Genomic DNA, 18587 nt, shown 5'->3' on the forward strand with positions numbered 1-18587 from the left:
GCATCCAGGATCGCGCGATGTTGATGCTGTGCGTAGCTCAACGAATTCTGGAAATCAGGGATCGCCGCCTGATCGCTGAGAAAGGCAGAAGGGGAGGCCAGCGGCAGCAAGTTCATCCGTTGCGCCTCTCGCCGGATCAGGGGGCTGCCCGGGAATTCGGTCAGTAGCTCATGAAACCTCGCGTTCAACTGAACATATTGTTCGAAATCCGGTGCCTGACCGGTCGCGAGGGCCGCGTCAATCTGATCAAGAACCAGCACTGCCTGCGTCATCAGATCGGGGGTTACGCCACGCTCTGCGGCCATCCGCGCGGCAGTACCCTCGATCACGCCACGCAACTCTATCGCATCGGCAATATCTTCTTTGGTAAATGTCGCAACACGGCAACCACCTGTGCTGATCCGCTCCAGAAGGCCTTCAGCAACCAACCGGTCCATCGCCTGTCGCAAAGGGGTGCGTGAGATACCAAGTTGGGCGGCCATCGCCACTTCTGACAACCGCTGCCCTTTCGCAAAATCGCCCGACATCACAAGAGACCGCAAGCCGAGCAAAGCCTTCTCAGATTGCGTAAGACTTCGATTGGGCAAGGGCTGTCTCCTTAACCCGGCAGTGCCGGATCGCTACGTTTACTATGAGTCTCTGTATACAGAATCGCGTAGATACGGCGTGATTCGCCGAGGTAAGCGGATTTTTGGCAGGTTCTGTATACATTTGAAAGAACCCGATTGGCCTGACACGTTACTTCTGGATTTGCTATACGACAGAATATCAATGCATGAGATTTCACCAGCAGTCTTTCGAGCCATATAAATTCCCACCTTATCAGATAGTTAAGTCAAACCCTACCGCGCGCGCTCGGTCGAGGTCGCTCAAGATCGAATTTCAAACCGCCTAAATCGGGACCACTATGCTCAAAAAACACCAAAGTAGCGCTTGCCTAACTTCAGGTTTGAATTAACTTCGCTCCGAGGTCTGGAAAAGCGCGAAGAATACGCGTGGTCCGGGCGTCTAAAAATGGATGTGGCAAAAACAAAAACCGCTGCATCAAATTCCTTGGGAGGAAACATGACAAATACTGTAAACCGCAGAAAATTTCTGCGCGGTTCGGCTGTTGCCGGCGCCGCAGCACTCGCCACGCCTGCCCTTGCGGACGGTCACGGCACGACGATCAAGATGCAGGCAGCCTGGGGCGGCGGCATCTTCTTGGAAAACGCACAGTCGTTTGCGGCACGCGTTAACGAGATGTCCGGCGGTTCATTGACCATCGAAGTTCTGTCTGTCGACGCCGTTGTGAAAACAAGCCAGATGCAGGATGCGGTCCACCGCGGTGTTCTGGATGCGGCGCACTATGTGCCTGCTTACTGGTATGGCAAATCCAAGGCCGCGTCCCTGTTCGGCACCGGTCCTTGCTTTGGCTGGTCATCTCAGGAAGTGCTGGGTTGGGTCCATGCAGGTGGCGGTCAGGAACTCTTTGACGAATTGATGGACAGCCTTCGCTTGAATGTTGTCTCGTTCTTTAACTCGCCGATGCCTGCGCAGCCGCTTGGTTGGTTCCAGGAGCAGATCACAGACGCAAGCCAGATGAACGGCCTCAAGTACCGGACCGTTGGTCTGGCGGCTGACGTGCTGCTTGAAATGGGTATGTCTGTTGTTCAACTGCCCGGCGGTGAAATCCAGCCGGCGATGAAATCCGGCCTGATTGATGCGGCGGAATTCAATAACCCGACGTCTGACCGTGACTTTGGTATGCAGGATGTTTCCAAGCACTACCACCTTGCGTCCTATCACCAGTCGCAGGAATTCTTTGAGGTTACGATCAACAAAGACAAGTTCAACTCCCTGTCGGATGAGCACAAGGCGATCATCAAGAACGCTTCAATGGCAGAAAACTCCGGTTTCTACTGGGGCAACACCAAGCGTTATTCCGATGACCTGCTGAAGCTGCAGGAATCCGATGGTGTTAACGTTTACCGCACGCCGGACAGCGTTATGGCGGCCCAGCTTGAGGCATGGGACAAAGTCACTGCGCGCATCGCAGAGGATGACCCGTTCTTTGCCAAGGTGATGGAATCACAAAAGGCGTACGCCAAGGATGTGATGAACTATCTCAACCTGAACCAGCCTGACTACAAGCTGGCCTACAACCACTACTTCGGTTGAGTTTAGAAACCTGAAAAGACGTCCGGGTGCCCTGTGCGGTGCCCGGACATTTTACGCTTAAGGAAGTGCCACAAAACTTTCGGGCGAAGTCTGTTAGGGGAGCGACAGATAAATGAGATTTGTTCACGCTATCGAAGGCCTGAGCCTTTGGACGGGGCGCGCCTTTGGCTGGTGTATCCTGATCCTGACGCTCTCTGTGTCATACGAGGTTTTCGTCCGTTATGTGCTGAATGCTCCGACGGTCTGGGCCTTCGACATGATGATCCAGATGTATGGTGCCCTGTTCTTGATGTGCGGCGCGTATGCGTTGGCGCAGGACACGCATGTACGCGCCGATGTGGTCTACCGGTTGTTTCCGGTTCGGGTGCAGGCAACGCTCGATTTCGTTCTCTATTTCCTGTTCTTCTTTCCCGGTATCATCGCGCTGGTTTGGTACGGATACGAAATCGCCTCGGACAGCTGGCGGTATAAGGAAGTGAGCTTTAACAGCCCCGCTTCCATCCAGATCTATTTCTTCAAATCCCTGATTCCGTTGGCCGGTGGATTGCTTGCCATCCAAGGTATCGCCGAGCTGGTGCGCTGTATATTTGCCATGCGGTCCGGCGTCTGGCCCGAACGGCTGGCGGATGTGAAAGAAACCGAAGACCTGCTCACCGATGTTGACCTTGACGCCATCCGCGCGGTCTCACCGGGCAAGAAATAAGCCACACGGCAACTTCAGAAAGATAAAAAGATGACAAATCCCGAAGTCGCCCTGTTGATGCTTGGACTGTTCATTGTCCTTGTTCTACTTGGTTTTCCAATCGCTTTTACACTGCTCGCGATGGGCGTGGCCTTTGGCTACTACGCCTACCATCAAGGCGGATCGATCGACAGTTTCAGCGACATTTTCAACAACAATATCTTCTATCTGGTGAACCAGAACACCTATTCGGTGATGGAGAACCCGACACTTGTCGCTATCCCTTTGTTCCTGTTCATGGGCTATGTGGTGGAACGCGCCAACATCGTCGACAAGCTCTTCTTCTCTCTCTACATGGCCGCGCGCAATCTGCCGGGTAGCCTTGCCATTGCCGCTCTTTTGACCTGCGCGGTCTTTTCGACCGCGTCCGGCATTGTCGGGGCCGTTGTCACGCTGATGGGATTGCTTGCTTTCCCTGCGATGGCGAACGCGAACTACAACAAGAGCTTTGCATCCGGCGTTATCTGCGCGGGCGGCACATTGGGAATTCTGATCCCGCCATCGATCATGCTGATCGTTTATGCAGCAATCGCGGATTTGTCGCCTTTGCGTCTTTATGCGGCGGCACTCTTTCCGGGTATGCTGCTCGCGGGTCTTTATATTGTCTACGTGATCGTGCGGGTCTGGATCACGCCTTCGCTGGCACCCAAACCAACGATGGAGGACGTCCCTCCTCCGCGTGAAATCTACTGGGATTTGCTGGTCAGCTTTGTTCCGCTAACCGTTCTGATCGCGCTTGTTCTTGGCTCTATCCTCGGTGGTCTGGCGACACCCGCCGAAGCGGCAGCAATGGGTGCGCTGGGTGGCATGGTGCTGGCGGTGCTGTACCGCTCCATGACATGGACCAAGTTGAAGGAAAGCGTTTTCCTGACGGCCAAGGCCACAGCAATGGTGTGCTGGCTTTTTGTCGGCTCATGGACCTTTGCGTCGGTGTTTTCCTATCTTGGCGGACATGACATCATCGCCGATTGGGTTGGCGGTATGGACCTTGAACCATGGGAGTTCCTTGTCCTCGCGCAGATCATCATCTTCTTGCTCGGCTGGCCGCTGGAATGGTCTGAAATCCTGATTATTTTTGTGCCAATTTTCCTGCCGCTGTTGGAAGTTTTTGGCGTGAACCCCTACTTCTTTGCAATGCTCGTCGCGCTGAACCTCCAGACGTCATTCCTGACCCCGCCCATGGCGATGTCGGCCTATTATCTAAAAGGCGTATTGAAAAAGCAGATCGAGCTGATGGAGATTTTCAGGGGGATCATGCCCTATCTCGGGATCGTAATCCTGACGATGGTGCTGATGTACCAGTTTCCCGGAATCGCGCTTTGGTTCCCTGACTATCTCTTCGGGCCATACATCCCATGATCAAAGACGCCTACACTTTAAGCGCAGCAGAGGCCCTTTCGGCTTGTGCTGCGGGGCGGCTCACGTCTGTGCAGCTTGTTCAATCCTGTCTGGACCGGATCACCGAAACCGATGCCGGCATCAAGGCATGGGCTTTTCTTGATCCGGATGCAGCACTGGCGCAGGCCACAGAATGTGACCGCATTCGCAAGGCGGGGATGCCGCTCGGGCCGCTGCACGGCATTCCGGTTGGTCTGAAAGACATCATCGACACCGCCAGAATGCCAACTCAACGGGGCACTCCGATCTTTGAGGGGCGACAGACCGAAGAGGTGGCGCGGCTGGTCGAGCATTTACGCGAAGCCGGTGCGGTAATCATGGGCAAGACGGTCACAACCGAACTTGCCTTTGTGCACGCCAATGAAACACGTAATCCGCATAATCCCGACCACAGCCCCGGTGGGTCCTCCAGCGGGTCAGCGGCCGCTGTTGCGGCATTCCACGTGCCACTAGCCATCGGAACGCAAACCAACGGCTCCGTTATACGGCCGGCATCGTTCTGCGGGACTTTCGGGTTCAAGCCGACTCGCGGCGTGATCTCGCGCAATGGTTTGCTGCAAACCTCTGTATCGCTAGACCAGGTCGGTTGCTTTGGCCGCACATTGGCGGATGTCGCTTTGCTGACGGATGTCATTGGCAGCTATGATCACCGCGACCCCGTCAGCTTTGCCCGCCCGCGCCCCGACATGTCGGCAGGCGCGGTGGCCGAGGCTCCTGTTACTCCTGATCTTGCCTGGTTCGATCTGCCTTTCAACGATCGGCTTTCGGATGATGCCCGCGAAGGGTTCGACGCAGTGCTTGATATTCTGGGGCCACAAGTCACCCGGATGGCCCCTGCCGACACGCTGTCTAATCTGGTGGCCGTTCAGGCGCGCATTCACGAATACGAGATTGCCCAACATCAGGCAGAGGTCTTTGATACGCACTGGGATCAGATCAGCGATACGCTCAAACCCGTCATCACCCGTGCGCGTCAGATCACCAAAACCGAATATGAAGATGCGCTGGCCGTCAAAAAATCGGCCGAAGATTTCTTTGCCGACTTCTTTGTCGAATTCGACGCAATCATCGCCCCCTCTGCAGCTGGCGAAGCCCCCGTATTCGGCAACGGCACAGGCGATCCTATTTTCTGCACGCTCTGGACGCTCGCAGGCTTGCCTTGTGTGAGCTTACCGCTTCTGGTGGGGGCAACAGGACTGCCGATCGGTGTGCAACTTATCGGCTCCGTTGAAAAAGACGACCGTTTGCTGCGCACGGCACGTTGGTTGCAAACGACGCTCGCGCAAGCGGACTAAAGAAAGGACAGTCTATGTCATACACTGTTAAACTAATCGTCGGCCTGATTGGCACCGCGTTCCTGTGCATCTTCATCGGCGGCCTGTCGCAAAGCATCTCTAGCGGGTTTGCTGGGTTTACCGGCGGTCTGCCCTTCATGATCATCGCGATTATCGTCTGCGGCATGGCCATCTATGATTTCTGGGACGAATGCGTGCGCAAGAAATGAGCAAGAAACGCCTATGGATCACCCGCCGCCTGTCCGACGCAACGCTGGAGCGTGCCGCACGGGATTATGACGTCGTCATCAATCACGAGGACCTGCCCGGCACAGCGGAACAACTGATTGCCGCGAGCGCCGAATTCGACGCCATCATCCCCTGTCATTCCGAACATTTCAGCGCGGATGTCGTGGCGCAGTTCTCCGACCGGCTCAAGATCGTTGCGAACCATTCTGTCGGCGTGGATCATTGTAATCTGCCCGCACTTAAGGACCGTGGCATCGCCGTCACCAACACCCCCGACGTTTTGTCGGACGCCACGGCAGAGCTTGCGATGCTCCTGATGTTGGGTGCCGCACGAAACGCCGTTGCAGGCGACAGGATTGTGCGCAGCGGTGAATGGGACAGTTGGTCACCGGCCTTTATGGTGGGCAAACAAGTCACCGGTTCCCGGCTGGGCATCATCGGGATGGGCCGCGTGGGCCGTGCCTTTGCGGCCAAGGCGCGCGGCTTTGATATGGATATCCACTATTACAACCGCACCGAACTTCCGGCAGATCAGGCACATGGTGCCATCTATCATACAGACGTTGAAAGCTTGCTTGGCGTCGCCGATTTCCTCTCCCTTCATTGCCCTGCGACACCAGAAACGACGAATCTCATGGACAACGACCGCTTTGCCTTGCTGCCACGCGGTGCGGTCGTGGTGAATTCAGCACGCGGTGCGCTTGTTGACGAAGCGGCCTTGCTTGACGCACTGAAAAGCGGTCAGGTCGCCGCCGCGGGTCTGGATTGCTTTCAGGTTGAACCCGGCGGCAACCCGGCCTTTGCGGCGCACGATAACATCTTTATGCTGCCCCACATCGGCAGCGCGACGCGCAAGACCCGCGATGCAATGGGCTTTCGCGCGCTCGATAATCTGGACGCCTTCTTTGCCGGCCAAACACCGGGCGACTTGCTATAAATTTCGAAAAGGACACCACAATGACAAAAGTTGCATTTCTCGGCCTTGGCGTAATGGGGTATCCCATGGCCGGCCATTTGCAAGCGGCAGGCCATGAGGTCACTGTCTACAACCGCACAGCGGCCAAAGCAGAAGCATGGACCAAAGAACACGGCGGCCAAAGCGCATCCACACCGGCAGAAGCTGCCAAAGGCGCGGAAATGGTCATGGCCTGTGTCGGCAATGATGATGATCTGCGTTCAGTATGTCTGGGGGATGACGGTGCCTTTGCCGGAATGAATTCGGGTGCATTGTTCGTCGATCACACGACAGTTTCATCTGCGGTAACGCACGAACTTTATGCAGCGGCCAAAGACAAAGGCATCGGTTTTGTCGATGCACCCGTTTCAGGCGGGCAGGCCGGTGCAGAGAACGGACAGCTTTCCATCATGTGTGGTGGCGATCAGGCCGAATACGACCGCGCCGAGCCGGTGATGAACGTCTACGCCAAACTCTGCCGTCGCATCGGTGACAGTGGCGCGGGACAGCTGACGAAAATGGCCAACCAGATTGCAATCGCAGGTCTGGTGCAGGGTCTTTCGGAGGCGCTGCATTTCGCAACCAAAGCCGGACTGGACGGGCGCGATGTGGTAGAGGTTATTTCACAAGGCGCCGCAGGTAGCTGGCAAATGGCGAACCGCTACGAGACAATGCTCGACGATCATTTCGAGCACGGCTTTGCTGTAGACTGGATGCGGAAGGATCTGGCGATCTGCCTCAGCACCGCGAATGAAAACGGTGCAAGCCTGCCGGTCACGGCGCTGGTCGATCAGTTCTACAAGGATGTGCAGAAAATGGGCGGCGGCCGCTGGGACACATCCGCCCTGTTCAAGCGTCTTCAGGCAACCTGACCGCCTGAGACCTGCTTGGTCCTATGGCTTGGCATTGAAGGTGAACAACGGCTCTGCGTTAATCGTATAGCCGTTGATCAACTCTTTTGCGGTGGCTGACGTCAGCCATGTTTCCAACTGCATGGCCGCATCGTTTTTGACATGTGGATGGCGCTCTGGGTTAACCGGAATATAAGCATATTGATTGAACAGAATCGGATCCCCTGCATAAAGCAGCGCCATGTCCTGCTTGTTGCCAAAATTCAGCCAACTCGCCCTGTCCGCCATGATATAAGCGGCAAGGCCTGCTGCGGTATTGAGGCTAGCCCCCATTCCCGCACCGACAGCATTGTACCAGTCGCCGAACTGCGCCGGGTCAGCACTTGCAGTGGACCACAACGAAAGCTCCTTTTTGTGCGTGCCGCTGTCATCACCGCGGCTGACAAAGGGGGCCTTTGCCTGTTGAATCTTGTCCAACGCGTCTATCGCGCTCTCTGCATCTGCAATTTCTGCCGGATCCGTCGATGGCCCGATAAACACGAAATCATTATACATGATCTCGCGTCTGTGGGTGCCATATCCGTTTGCCAGAAACGCCTCCTCCGCCGATCTTGAATGCACGAGAATAGCGTCAACATCTCCTGCCTGGCCAAGGCGGATGGCCTGACCGGTGCCCACGACAAGCAACTGCACCTCGAGGCCGGTATCCTCTTGAATCGCCGGCAAAAGAACCTCTGACAGTCCTGAATTATGAAAACTGGTGGTTACAGCCATACGAAGTGTTTCAGCACTTGCCTGAAAACCGGCAAGAACCAGAATAATAGCAAGAAAGCGGGTCATTCTATAATATCTCCATTTAGAAAAGCACGGGCTTCGTCACTGCGTTGAGCGGCAAAGAAAGATGGCGCGTCAGCTTGTTCGCGCACAGTGCCATTCAAAAGAAAGATCACGTCGCTTGCAAGGCGCCGCGCCTGTCCAAGGTCGTGTGTTGTCATGATTATTCGCGTGCCCGCGTCAAAGGACGTGTGCAGCAACGTCTCGATTTCGCGGGTGGAACGCCCGTCAAGGTTGGCACAGGGCTCATCCAGAAACAGGACCTGCGGATCACGTATCAAGGCGCGCGCCAAAGCAAGCTTTTGCTGCTCACCTCCCGACAACAGTGTGGCAGGCCGGTCAAGCGCATCCGCCAACCCGATACGTCCCGCCCAATCGCTTACCCGCAAAGCGATCTCCGATCTGCGGACTTTCAAGAGCTGCAACGGAAAGGCAAGGTTCTGCCGCACAGACCGGCGCAGCATGATCGGTTTCTGGAACACATAAGCCTGCGCCTCGCGCGCCTGAACCGGCGTCACCGACCACCGCACAGATCCCCCGGACAACCGCTCGACACCGTGCAACACCTTGAGCAGGGACGTCTTGCCCGCACCGTTCGGCCCCAGCACAATCGTGAAACCTTTATCCTCAAGCTTCAGGTTCACAGGTCCAAGGATACGGGTGCCGCGTCGCTTCAGAACCACATCCTGAAGGGTGACAGACATGGGTTGCTTTACCATCTGCCTTCCCTCTCTGTGCGCGACAGCGCGTGGATCGCGAAATTCAAAACCAGCGCCAGCGCGATAAGCACAAAGCCCAAACCAAGCGCCAAGGCAAAATCACCCTTACCCGTCTCAAGCGCAATGGCCGTGGTCAAGACACGCGTCGCATTGTCGATGTTGCCCCCGACGATCATAATTGCGCCAACTTCGCCGATGGCACGTCCGAAACCCGCCAGTGCTGCGGTCAGCAACGTGCGCCTGCCATCGCGGATCAGGGTCCAGATGCGTTGGCGCTTGGTCGTGTTCATTGAGATCAGCAGATCGTGATATTCCGCCCACAGCTCGCGCATGGCCTGATGTGTCACCGATGCGATCAGCGGCGTGATGATAATCACTTGCGCAATGATCATGGCGGTTGGCGTGAACAGCAAGCCGAAAACACCAAAGGGACCGGAACGCGACAGCAACAGGTAGACGATCAGACCGACGACAACTGGCGGCAAACCGATGAGGGCGTTCAGCGTGGCAATTGTCATACGGCGAAAGCGAAAGCGCCTGATGGCCAGCCATGTCCCAAAGGGCAGGGCGATGATGCAGGCGATCACAAGCGCAGAGAGGCTGACCTGCAACGACCTGAGTGTGATGTTCACAAGATCTGGATCGAGGGTAATGATCAGCCGGAACGCCGCCTGCATACCGGCCCATATTTCATTCATGACGTGGCTACCTGGCCTGTTGCACCGTCACTCAGTCATCCAGACGCACGGCTGACCCGGCGGTCCGGTCCTGACTGGAAAAGCCGACTTGCCCAAGGATCAGATTTGCACCGACAGCGATCACTGCAACGGCCACAAACGCGATAATCATAGCTTTCATCTCAGTTCTCCTCTTGCGCCGTAGCGCTGCGTAAAAAGTCGATCAGATCGTCGCGATCGCTGGGCTTGACGATACGTTGCATCGGCATCTTTGTCCCGGGGATATAGTGATCCGGGCCTATGTCAAACAAAGCATTGATCGTCTCGGCGGACCAGACGATATCCGACCCGTTCAATGTATCGGAATAGGTATAATCCGGCACGGTACCGGCCTTGCGGCCAAAGACTTGGTGCAGACTGGGGCCCGCTTTGCGCGCACTGCCCGCTGTCAATGTATGACAGATCGAACACTTGCGTTTGAACTGCCGCTCGCCGTTGGGCAGGCTTTCGGGTTTTTCCAGAAAACTGCGCGTGGTCCCCTGCATCGGTCCGTGTTCGTCCATCGTATCAACAGGCCAAGAATAGACCGTATCCTCAATCCCGCCTGCATGGATGTTTTCGCCATCAGGGGAAAAGGCCAACGCCCAGATCGGCCCCTGACGCGTCGCACGAAAATCACGTGAGATTTTGAGGGTGTCCGTATCGATCACCATGATATACCCCTGACCGTCCCCCACGGCGAGTTGCCGGCTTGGCGCGTGAAAAGCCATCGAGAGGATCGGCCGCCGGTCGAGCGTGAAATCCGCGATCTGATCACCGGTCTTGGCATCAACGATACGGGTGCCGCCATCAACAGCACCATAAGCGATCCAGTCCGCCGTCACGATCATCCTGTTGATACCAAATCCGTGTTTCACCAGCGTGCGCGATCTGAGAACCGGTGCTGTCCCTTCCCAAATGCGCAATGTGCCGTCCGACGACGCTGAATAGAGCGCGTTTTCGGGACCATAGGCAACAGCGGTCACGTTTGATCGATGCCCCTTTAACACCGTCGGTTGCGCATCGTCCTGCGGCGTATCGCTTTGTGGCATTCCGGAGACGTTCACGAACCCGTCCCAACCCGCACTCGCTACCAAGCGGCCATCGGGCGACACCGCAATGGCGCTCACCTTTCCAAGGTGTTTGGTAACCTCAACTGGTCCGTCATTTCCGGGGTGCCACATCAGCACGCGGAAATCATCGCCACCGGACAGCAACGCCGGTGCCGCATCATAAGACAATGCCGTCACAGCCGCGCGATGTCCCTCAAACCAGCGGGGTCTTTCGCCATCCCAAAGGCCAACAGAATTGTCAAAACTCGCTGTCGCAATCTGGCCGTTCGGGGCCACGGCGATGTCCATAATCGGCCCGCCGTGTCCCTTGAGGGTAAAGAACTCCTGCGCAGCCAGTGGACCGGCCATCAGCAGGGCTATGCACAAACCGCGCAGCATCTATTCAGCGGGTGTTGCGCTTTCGGAGGAGGACTGCTTCTTGGCCTGCACCTCTTCCACCCAAATCGAATGGTGCTCGCGTGCCCATTGCTCTTCGACCTCACCTGACCCCATGGCGTCATAGGCACCTTCCATACCGACCGTGCCGATATAGATATGCGCCAGAATGATCGCCATCAGGACAAAGCTCATCATGGCGTGCCACAGTTGCGCATATTGCATCTCCTCATGCGGAGCGAGCGTTTCGCGCAGTTGGCCAAAGCCCAGAGCCTCCGGTATCCCGAGGCTGTTAAGCTTGGCGAAGGTCGCGGCAAACATGTTCAGCTCGAACGGGAAAAGCAAAGCAATGCCGGAGACCGAAATAGATGTGCCAAAAACGATCACGGACCAGAAGATCAGTTTCTGACCGGCGTTGAATTTCTTGGCGGGCGGGTGCCCTTTGGAAAAGATACCGCCGCCTTTCAGCAGCCAGTTGATGTCTGTCCGGTCGGGCAGATTGTGAATGACCCACATGACAAAGATCATCACCAGCGCGATCATGAATGCCCAAGAGACATTGTTGTGTATCCACTTGGACCCCACCGCGACAGTCGCAAACGCCTCATGTCCAAAAGCAGGGATCAACACCTTGCGCCCGAAAAGCGATATCAAACCGGTAAGGCCAAGCAGGACGAACGATCCCGCAAGCATCCAGTGGCCAAACCGCTCGATCGCCTTGAAGCGCTCGATCTTGCGGCCTGTTTTCTCACCATCGATGCGGATGCGACCGCGGATCAGATAGAAGAGGCCAAGCAGCAAGATTGTGCCGCCCAACAGATAGGCCCCGTATGTCGCAAGAGGACCTTGGCGGAATGTAAGCCACCGCATGCCCCCGTCCTGTATCAGCGTCGTGGAAGCAGGCCCGTCATTGGACGCTGTGATCTTCGCCTCGCCGAACCTGAGCGCACGCCAAAGTTCAGGGTCCGATGCACCGCCCAAAGTTCCGAGCTGTGTGCCAAGACCGGGTGCGCCATCAGGGTCGCCTATGTTGTTCCGGCGGAAACTGTTGTCCACTTCCTCGCCCCGCTGGCGGGCAAGAATATCCTCCAACGTCTGTGCTCCGCCCGTTGCGGAACGGTCAGGCGTCACCGCCTCTTGCGCGTGGGGTGTGGTAACAACGGTCATTGAAAGCAGCAGCGCCATCAGCATGCGAAACATGGGGTTTCCTCTTGTTTCATATCAGCGAAAAAGGGCGACCCGTTTGGGCCGCCCTGATTTTACATTTGGTCAGGGCGTATCAGCCGTCGCGCTGGCCGTATGCCGAACCCCAGCCCCATGCACCGGAACCGAAGCCGCGTGCAACCACACGCTCGCGGTAGATGCCTGAAACGACGTCGCCGTCACCCGCCAGCAACGCCTTGGTTGCGCACATTTCGGCGCAGATCGGCAGCTTGCCTTCCGCGATCCGGTTGCGGCCGTACTTGGCGAATTCAGCGGTGGAATGCGTTTCCTCAGGGCCACCGGCGCAGAAGGTACATTTGTCCATCTTGCCGCGTGAACCGAAGTTGCCGGCCTGCGGGAACTGCGGCGCGCCAAAGGGGCACGCATAAAAGCAGTAGCCACAACCGATGCACAAGTCTTTGGAGTGGAGCACCACCCCTTCCTCGTTCTGGTAAAAACAGTCTACAGGGCAGACCGCCATACAAGGTGCATCGGAACAGTGCATACACGCCACAGAGATCGACCGTTCACCCGGTGAGCCGTCATTGATCGTGACGACTTTCCGGCGGTTAATGCCCCACGGTACTTCGTGTTCGTTTTTACAGGCTGTGACGCAGGCGTTGCATTCAATGCAGCGTTCGGCGTCGACGAGAAACTTTGCTCTTGCCATTGGTTTTGCTCCTTACGCTACCGAGATTTTGCAAAGAGTGGCCTTGGTCTCTTGCATCTGGGTTACTGAATCATAGCCGTAGGTCTGTGCGGTGTTTGTGGATTCACCCAACACATATGGATCGGCACCTTCGGGATATTTGCTCCTCAGGTCTTCACCTTCCAGATGGCCGCCAAAGTGGAACGGCATGAATGCTACCCCTTCGCCGACCCGTTCGGTGACCATGGCCATCACTTTGACCTTGCCGCCTTCGGGGCCTTCGACCCAAACCTGTTCGCCATCGCGCACACCGAGGTTGTTGGCATCACGTGTATTGATTTCGACGAACATGTCCTGCTGCAATTCAGCAAGCCACGGGTTTGAACGGGTCTCATCACCGCCACCTTCGTATTCCACCAAACGACCGGACGTCAGGATCATTGGATAATCCTTGGAAAAGTCGTTCTTCTGGATCGAGGCATACATGGTCGGCAAGCGATAGAACTTGCGGTCCTCGTATGTTGGATAGTCCTCAACCAGATCGCGGCGGTTGGTGTAAAGCGGCTCGCGGTGAACCGGTACCGGATCAGGGAAGGTCCAGACCACGGCACGCGCCTTGGCGTTACCGAAGGGCGCACATTCATGTGCAATCGCAACCCGCTGGATACCGCCCGACAGGTCGGTCTTCCAGTTGATCTTGCTGGCCTTCTCGTTGAAGTCGGAGGGGAACGGCGACATGGACTGTTCGCCGACTTCCTCATCCGCACCCTGTTCGCCCGACGGTTTGGTCAGGCCACTGGCAGCAGCGGTATCTGTTGCTGCCTCTCCGTCATCGGAATTGCCAACGTCACCTTCTTCAACATCCGACAGGCTGACACCTGCGACCTTCGCGATGGAGCGGCGCTCCGCATCGGTAAGCTCGCTGTCCCAACCCAGATCGACCAGCATCTGCATGGTGAATTCAGGATAACCATCCTGAATATCGGACCCTACGGAATAGACGCCTTCGGCCAGCAGATTGTCACCATCACGTTCCACACCAAAGCGCGCACGGAACGTCAGGCCACCCTCGGACACTGGCTTGGACATATCGTAAAGGTTCGGTGTGCCCGGGTGATTCATCTCGGGCGTGCCCCAACATGGCCACGGCATACCGTAGTAATCACCATCCGCCGGTCCACCGACCGCCTGCAATGTTGTGCGGTCAAAGGTATGCTGGTTGGCCATGTGCTTTTTGATCCGCTCGGGGCTTTGACCCGTATAGCCGACCGTCCACATTCCCTTGTTGAACTCACGCGTGATGCTTTCAACATTCGGGGTTTCGTCGTCATCCATCTCGATGTTGCGGAACAAACGATCCGCCCAACCGAACTTGTTGGCGAACTTGGCCATGATGACCTCGTCCGGCAGGCTTTCGAACAGCGGGTCAACCACCTTGTCGCGCCACTGGATCGAGCGGTTTGACGCGGTGACAGAGCCACGCGTTTCAAACTGGGTACAGGCCGGCAGAAGGTAAACGCCATCTGTGCGGTCATGCAGAATTGCAGAAACCGTTGGATAGGGGTCTACGACGACCAGCATATCCAGCTGCTCCATCGCGGTCTTCATTTCCTTCTGGCGGGTCTGCGAGTTCGGCGCATGCCCCCAAAGCACCATGGCACGTACCTTGTCGGGGTTGTCCATGTTGTCCGGATCTTCAAGCACACCATCGATCCAGCGCGATACCGGAATGCCGGTAAGGTTCTGCAACGACTTGTCTTTGCCATCCGCATCTTTGGTCATCGCAAACTGGCTCTTGAGCCAGTCACTGTCTTCTTCCCAAACGCGGCCCCAGTGCGCCCATGCACCAGCGGACAGACCATAATAGCCCGGCAGCGTGTGCGACAGAACGCCAAGGTCCGTGGCACCCTGCACGTTATCGTGGCCGCGGAAAATGTTTGTACCACCGCCCGATGTGCCCATGTTGCCAAGCGCCAGCTGAAGCACGCAGTACGCGCGCGTGTTGTTGTTGCCGTTGGTATGCTGTGTACCACCCATACACCAGATCACGGTGCCGGGACGGTTGTTTGCCATCGTACGGGCAACGCGCTTGAGCTGGGAGCCAGGTGCACCGGTAACGCGCTCGACTTCTTCAGGTGTCCAGCGGTCAACTTCTTCCTTGATCTGGTCCATGCCCCAGACACGCGTGCGGATGAACTCTTTGTCTTCCCAACCATTGTCGAAGATATGCCAAAGGATACCCCAGACCAGCGCCACATCCGTACCGGGACGGAAGCGGACATATTCATCCGCATGGGCCGCTGTCCGCGTAAAGCGCGGGTCACAAACGATCACCGGCGCGTTGTTCTGCTCTTTCGCCTTCAACAGGTGAAGCAGGGACACAGGGTGCGCCTCGGCAGGGTTGCCGCCGATGATAAAGATCGCTTTGGAGTTGTGGATATCGTTGTAGCTGTTGGTCATCGCGCCATAGCCCCAGGTGTTCGCAACACCGGCAACTGTGGTCGAGTGACAGATACGCGCCTGGTGATCCACATTATTCGTGCCCCAATAGGCGGCGAACTTGCGGAACAGATAGGCCTGTTCGTTGTTATGCTTGGCAGAGCCGAGCCAGTAGACAGAATCCGGTCCGCTTTCCTCGCGAATGTTCATCATGCCATCGCCGATCTCGTCGATCGCCTGCTCCCACGAGATGCGCTTCCACTCACCACCCTCTTTTTTCATCGGGTACTTGAGGCGGCGTTCGCCATGGGCGTGCTCGCGTACTGCGGCTCCTTTGGCACAGTGCGCACCAAGGTTGAACGGGCTGTCCCAACCGGGCTCTTGCCCCGTCCAGACGCCGTTGGCGACCTCGGCCACAACGGTACAACCGACCGAGCAGTGCGTGCAGACTGATTTGATCAGGTCTACTTTGCCCGTCGCCGTTGCCGCAGCATTGGCCTGTGTCACGGTGCCACCTGTGGCGGAGATTGCAGCAAGGCCACCAATGGCCAGACCGGACCCGCGCAGGAACGCACGGCGGTCTACAGATTTTTCTGCAATGTCAGATAGTATGCCGGTCCGCTGGGGGCGTCGCGCAACCCCGTTGGTTTTTTTCTTCAGCATTTTTAGTCCTCCCTTGCGTGCTCGGGAAAATTCCCTCGCTTGCTTGGTTATGGTTTGAAACCACGGACAGTCGGGCGTCACGCAACCAGTCGTCAGTGGGTCGTCTAATTCAACGTCCTAGAAGCGGGCGCTGTCGAGGTAAGCGCGGGTATGCGCCGTGTCCTGCATCTTTTCAGATGTCGGATCGACCGGGCTTGCCTCGGCCGAGTTTGCACCTGCGGCCAATGCTACCGCAGCTACTGGCGCGGTCGTACCTGCCAGTTTCAGAAAGTCCCGGCGGCTGGTGCCGTCTTCGCTCTTCTTGGTCATGGGGATGTCTCCCTCCCTTATTGTGGCGGGCATCCCCGCCGGTGATGTCACGGCGTCAGGCCGCGGTCATGCGAAATGCTTCGCGTTCGATATCCATGAATTCCCGGGCAACAGCACCAAGAGACGCATAAAGGATCGAATTCTTGGCCGCCTCCAGATCGGAAAAGAAATGGCCCGCCCATGGGGCGATATGTTTATTGTAGAACGTCTTTTGGTCATCAAGCGGTGCCGGCGTGCCAAAGCGCCCGACGATCATTCCCGCCATCATTTCCATCAGCGACGCGATGTTGTCCTCAGGCTCATAGACATTCGGCGCACGGCTCATTGCTCGGGCCGCCATATCGGAGCGCAGCGTAGCCAGCGGCTTTTCGTTCAGAAATCCGGTCAGGTAATAGCTCGCATAGGGCAGCAGCTCGCCACGTCCCAGTCCGATGAACAATGCGTTGAATTCGCTTTCCACCCGGGCCGGTTTGCTCGCTTTTGCTACCCGTGCAAGTCCCGCGATGGCCTGACCCATCCCGCTGTCGTCTCCGGATAGGCCCGCACATTGGTCAAGCAAAAGCTGGTCCGGCGGACCGGACAGCATCAGCCCCAGAAAGTTATAGAGATCCGCACGCAGGCGGTCTTCTGACGCGATTGAGATATCTTCGGCAGCGTTCACGCGGTTTCCTCAACTCTGAATTTCATTCGGCGTGGGGCAGGGGTCATGATAACCTCGTCCTCCTCGGCATCAGCCACTTCGACCTCACGTTCGACACCGTCATCCTCAGTTGCCAGCGGCTCACCCTGCGCGACTGCGGCAATCACAACTTCTTCTTCTGGTGCCTCGATTTCGGGCGTCTCCTCAACCTCTTCCGCGACAGTCTCCGCCTCTGCCGCTTTACGGGCAACCTCTTCGACGTGCTTCAACATCCCTTTGCCGACTTGATAGGCCGTCTGCAGGTTTTCGACAACCATGGCGGAATCGGTGAAATCCTCGCCGTAGTCGACCAGCATATCGACGTTCGCCAGCACAGGATTGGAACGCCATAGCGTCCGCAACGCACGGCGGCGCAGGGCATCAGGCACGGCCTTCGACATGAAGGCGGTAAAGTCGTCACCTAATTTCAGGCTGTCAGGATCGGGCAGATTGAGCGCGGCAAGAACCTCTTCGTCACTCAGTTCCTCAAGAGCCGCATGTTCATCGGCAAGCGTTTGCGCTTCAAGAACGGCTTGCTCCGCTTCGGCCTCTGCGGCGACGGCAGCGCGGCGGCGGCCCCAGAAATCACCCCCCCGGCTCAATGCACTCTCTCCTTCGATCCGGGTGCACGATAAACATCGGCCACCTGCCGGATACGTGCATCGCCGATCCCGTCTTCGTGGCGGTCCACACGCGCTTTGTCACGGCGACGCTTAATGAATACTTCGTCTTCGTGGTGCTCCTCAACGTAGGCACGCACCCAAGCGATCAGCCCTTCGGTCATCGGCACCTTTTCAACCAACTCTTCGCCGGTATCTGCATAATCCTGCGCCTCATAAGGTGAGGCAGTGACCAGAACCACTTCAAGCGGTTGCCCGTCTGTCCCTTCGCGCATCACGACGTAGATGGCTGGCACCTTGGCCGACAGACCGTGCAAATACGCCTCGGTATCCGTGCGAAACAACTCAAGGGGCAGGGTGGCCGCATGAAACTCGACTGTATCCCCCTCACGGCGCAGCTCTTTCCAATCGGCCGCACCGGCACCCGGTAAGACGGCAACAGCTTTCCACACATGCGCAACCCAGCGCGTAACGCCGGGCACTCTGCGGAACACGACACCCAAAGGCATCGAGATGGATTTTTGCTGTTCGGCTTCCAAGGTGATCCCGTTTTTTTGAGACTTCTGGCCCCATATTGCGATGTTGGGCCAAAATATCAAAGTGCTTTTTCCGGTCGATTTACGCCACCGCATGGAATTGCTGCAGCGCAACGAAGGATTGTTCTTCGTTTCGCCTTTTG

Annotated in this window: 20 protein-coding genes; 7 read left to right on the forward strand and 13 right to left on the reverse strand. The window is 56.9% G+C overall.

What is annotated here, in order from left to right; translation table 11 throughout:
• The coding region (locus Z946_RS0100005) for a GntR family transcriptional regulator (protein ID WP_037968936.1) at positions 1 to 587 on the reverse strand (587 nt) is incomplete at its 3' end.
• A 478-nt stretch (positions 588 to 1065) separates the two neighbouring features.
• On the opposite strand from Z946_RS0100005, the gene Z946_RS0100010 reads away from it, so the two are divergent.
• The 7 genes from Z946_RS0100010 (at position 1066) to Z946_RS0100040 (ending at position 7650) form a co-directional block, all read left to right on the forward strand.
• Positions 1066 to 2160, forward strand: a complete 1095-nt coding sequence (locus Z946_RS0100010) for a TRAP transporter substrate-binding protein (RefSeq protein WP_025053697.1) — start codon at positions 1066 to 1068, stop codon at positions 2158 to 2160.
• A 112-nt stretch (positions 2161 to 2272) separates the two neighbouring features.
• The gene (locus tag Z946_RS0100015; RefSeq protein WP_025053698.1) at positions 2273 to 2863 is read left to right on the forward strand and encodes a TRAP transporter small permease subunit; all 591 of its coding nucleotides are present in this window, start codon (positions 2273 to 2275) and stop codon (positions 2861 to 2863) included.
• A gap of 30 nt (positions 2864 to 2893) precedes the next feature.
• Positions 2894 to 4261, forward strand: coding sequence for a TRAP transporter large permease (locus Z946_RS0100020; RefSeq protein ID WP_025053699.1), 1368 nt, complete (start codon positions 2894 to 2896; stop codon positions 4259 to 4261).
• Positions 4258 to 5595: an amidase gene (locus Z946_RS0100025; protein WP_025053700.1), complete on the forward strand. Its 1338-nt coding sequence runs from the start codon at positions 4258 to 4260 to the stop codon at positions 5593 to 5595. The genes Z946_RS0100020 and Z946_RS0100025 overlap by 4 nt, the downstream gene beginning before the upstream one ends.
• Positions 5596 to 5609: 14 nt before the next feature.
• Positions 5610 to 5804: a hypothetical protein gene (locus Z946_RS0100030; RefSeq protein ID WP_025053701.1), complete on the forward strand. Its 195-nt coding sequence runs from the start codon at positions 5610 to 5612 to the stop codon at positions 5802 to 5804.
• Positions 5801 to 6760 carry a 2-hydroxyacid dehydrogenase gene (locus tag Z946_RS0100035; RefSeq protein WP_025053702.1) on the forward strand — a complete coding sequence of 320 codons (960 nt, stop codon included), beginning with the start codon at positions 5801 to 5803 and terminating at the stop codon, positions 6758 to 6760. Before Z946_RS0100030 ends, Z946_RS0100035 begins: the two co-directional genes overlap by 4 nt.
• 20 nt (positions 6761 to 6780) lie before the next feature.
• On the forward strand, positions 6781 to 7650 hold the full coding sequence (locus Z946_RS0100040; RefSeq protein ID WP_025053703.1) for an NAD(P)-dependent oxidoreductase: 870 nt from the start codon (positions 6781 to 6783) through the stop codon (positions 7648 to 7650).
• Positions 7651 to 7671: 21 nt separating this feature from the next.
• On the opposite strand, the gene Z946_RS0100045 is transcribed toward Z946_RS0100040, so the two are convergent.
• The 12 genes from Z946_RS0100045 to Z946_RS0100100 form a co-directional block, all read right to left on the reverse strand.
• Positions 7672 to 8469 carry an ABC transporter substrate-binding protein gene (locus Z946_RS0100045; protein WP_025053704.1) on the reverse strand — a complete coding sequence of 266 codons (798 nt, stop codon included), beginning with the start codon at positions 8467 to 8469 and terminating at the stop codon, positions 7672 to 7674.
• Positions 8466 to 9182, reverse strand: a complete 717-nt coding sequence (locus Z946_RS0100050) for an ABC transporter ATP-binding protein (RefSeq protein WP_025053705.1) — start codon at positions 9180 to 9182, stop codon at positions 8466 to 8468. Before Z946_RS0100050 ends, Z946_RS0100045 begins: the two co-directional genes overlap by 4 nt.
• The gene (locus Z946_RS0100055) at positions 9176 to 9880 is read right to left on the reverse strand and encodes an ABC transporter permease (RefSeq protein ID WP_025053706.1); all 705 of its coding nucleotides are present in this window, start codon (positions 9878 to 9880) and stop codon (positions 9176 to 9178) included. Before Z946_RS0100055 ends, Z946_RS0100050 begins: the two co-directional genes overlap by 7 nt.
• A gap of 31 nt (positions 9881 to 9911) precedes the next feature.
• Positions 9912 to 10040 carry a hypothetical protein gene (locus Z946_RS21870; protein WP_260168930.1) on the reverse strand — a complete coding sequence of 43 codons (129 nt, stop codon included), beginning with the start codon at positions 10038 to 10040 and terminating at the stop codon, positions 9912 to 9914.
• A 1-nt stretch (position 10041) separates the two neighbouring features.
• A complete protein-coding gene (locus Z946_RS0100065; protein WP_025053707.1) occupies positions 10042 to 11349 on the reverse strand; it encodes a c-type cytochrome in 1308 nt (435 codons plus the stop codon).
• Entirely contained in the window at positions 11350 to 12546 is a 1197-nt protein-coding gene (locus Z946_RS0100070) for a formate dehydrogenase subunit gamma (protein ID WP_025053708.1), read from the reverse strand.
• Between the two features lie 79 nt (positions 12547 to 12625).
• Positions 12626 to 13219 (reverse strand): formate dehydrogenase FDH3 subunit beta, encoded by a 594-nt coding sequence (gene fdh3B, locus Z946_RS0100075; protein ID WP_025053709.1) that lies wholly within the window; start codon positions 13217 to 13219, stop codon positions 12626 to 12628.
• A 12-nt stretch (positions 13220 to 13231) separates the two neighbouring features.
• Complete coding sequence (locus Z946_RS0100080; protein WP_025053710.1) at positions 13232 to 16300, reverse strand: formate dehydrogenase subunit alpha; 3069 nt, start codon at positions 16298 to 16300, stop codon at positions 13232 to 13234.
• A 117-nt stretch (positions 16301 to 16417) separates the two neighbouring features.
• Positions 16418 to 16609 (reverse strand): twin-arginine translocation signal domain-containing protein, encoded by a 192-nt coding sequence (locus Z946_RS0100085; RefSeq protein WP_025053711.1) that lies wholly within the window; start codon positions 16607 to 16609, stop codon positions 16418 to 16420.
• A gap of 55 nt (positions 16610 to 16664) precedes the next feature.
• On the reverse strand, positions 16665 to 17270 hold the full coding sequence (locus tag Z946_RS0100090; RefSeq protein WP_025053712.1) for a TorD/DmsD family molecular chaperone: 606 nt from the start codon (positions 17268 to 17270) through the stop codon (positions 16665 to 16667).
• Positions 17267 to 17890, reverse strand: coding sequence for a DUF3306 domain-containing protein (locus tag Z946_RS0100095; RefSeq protein WP_025053713.1), 624 nt, complete (start codon positions 17888 to 17890; stop codon positions 17267 to 17269). The genes Z946_RS0100090 and Z946_RS0100095 overlap by 4 nt, the downstream gene beginning before the upstream one ends.
• Positions 17887 to 18417 carry a DUF3305 domain-containing protein gene (locus tag Z946_RS0100100; RefSeq protein ID WP_037968951.1) on the reverse strand — a complete coding sequence of 177 codons (531 nt, stop codon included), beginning with the start codon at positions 18415 to 18417 and terminating at the stop codon, positions 17887 to 17889. The genes Z946_RS0100095 and Z946_RS0100100 overlap by 4 nt, the downstream gene beginning before the upstream one ends.
• Positions 18418 to 18587 lie beyond the last annotated feature (170 nt).

This window comes from Sulfitobacter noctilucicola, assembly GCF_000622385.1.
In the GTDB taxonomy this organism is placed as follows: domain Bacteria; phylum Pseudomonadota; class Alphaproteobacteria; order Rhodobacterales; family Rhodobacteraceae; genus Sulfitobacter; species Sulfitobacter noctilucicola.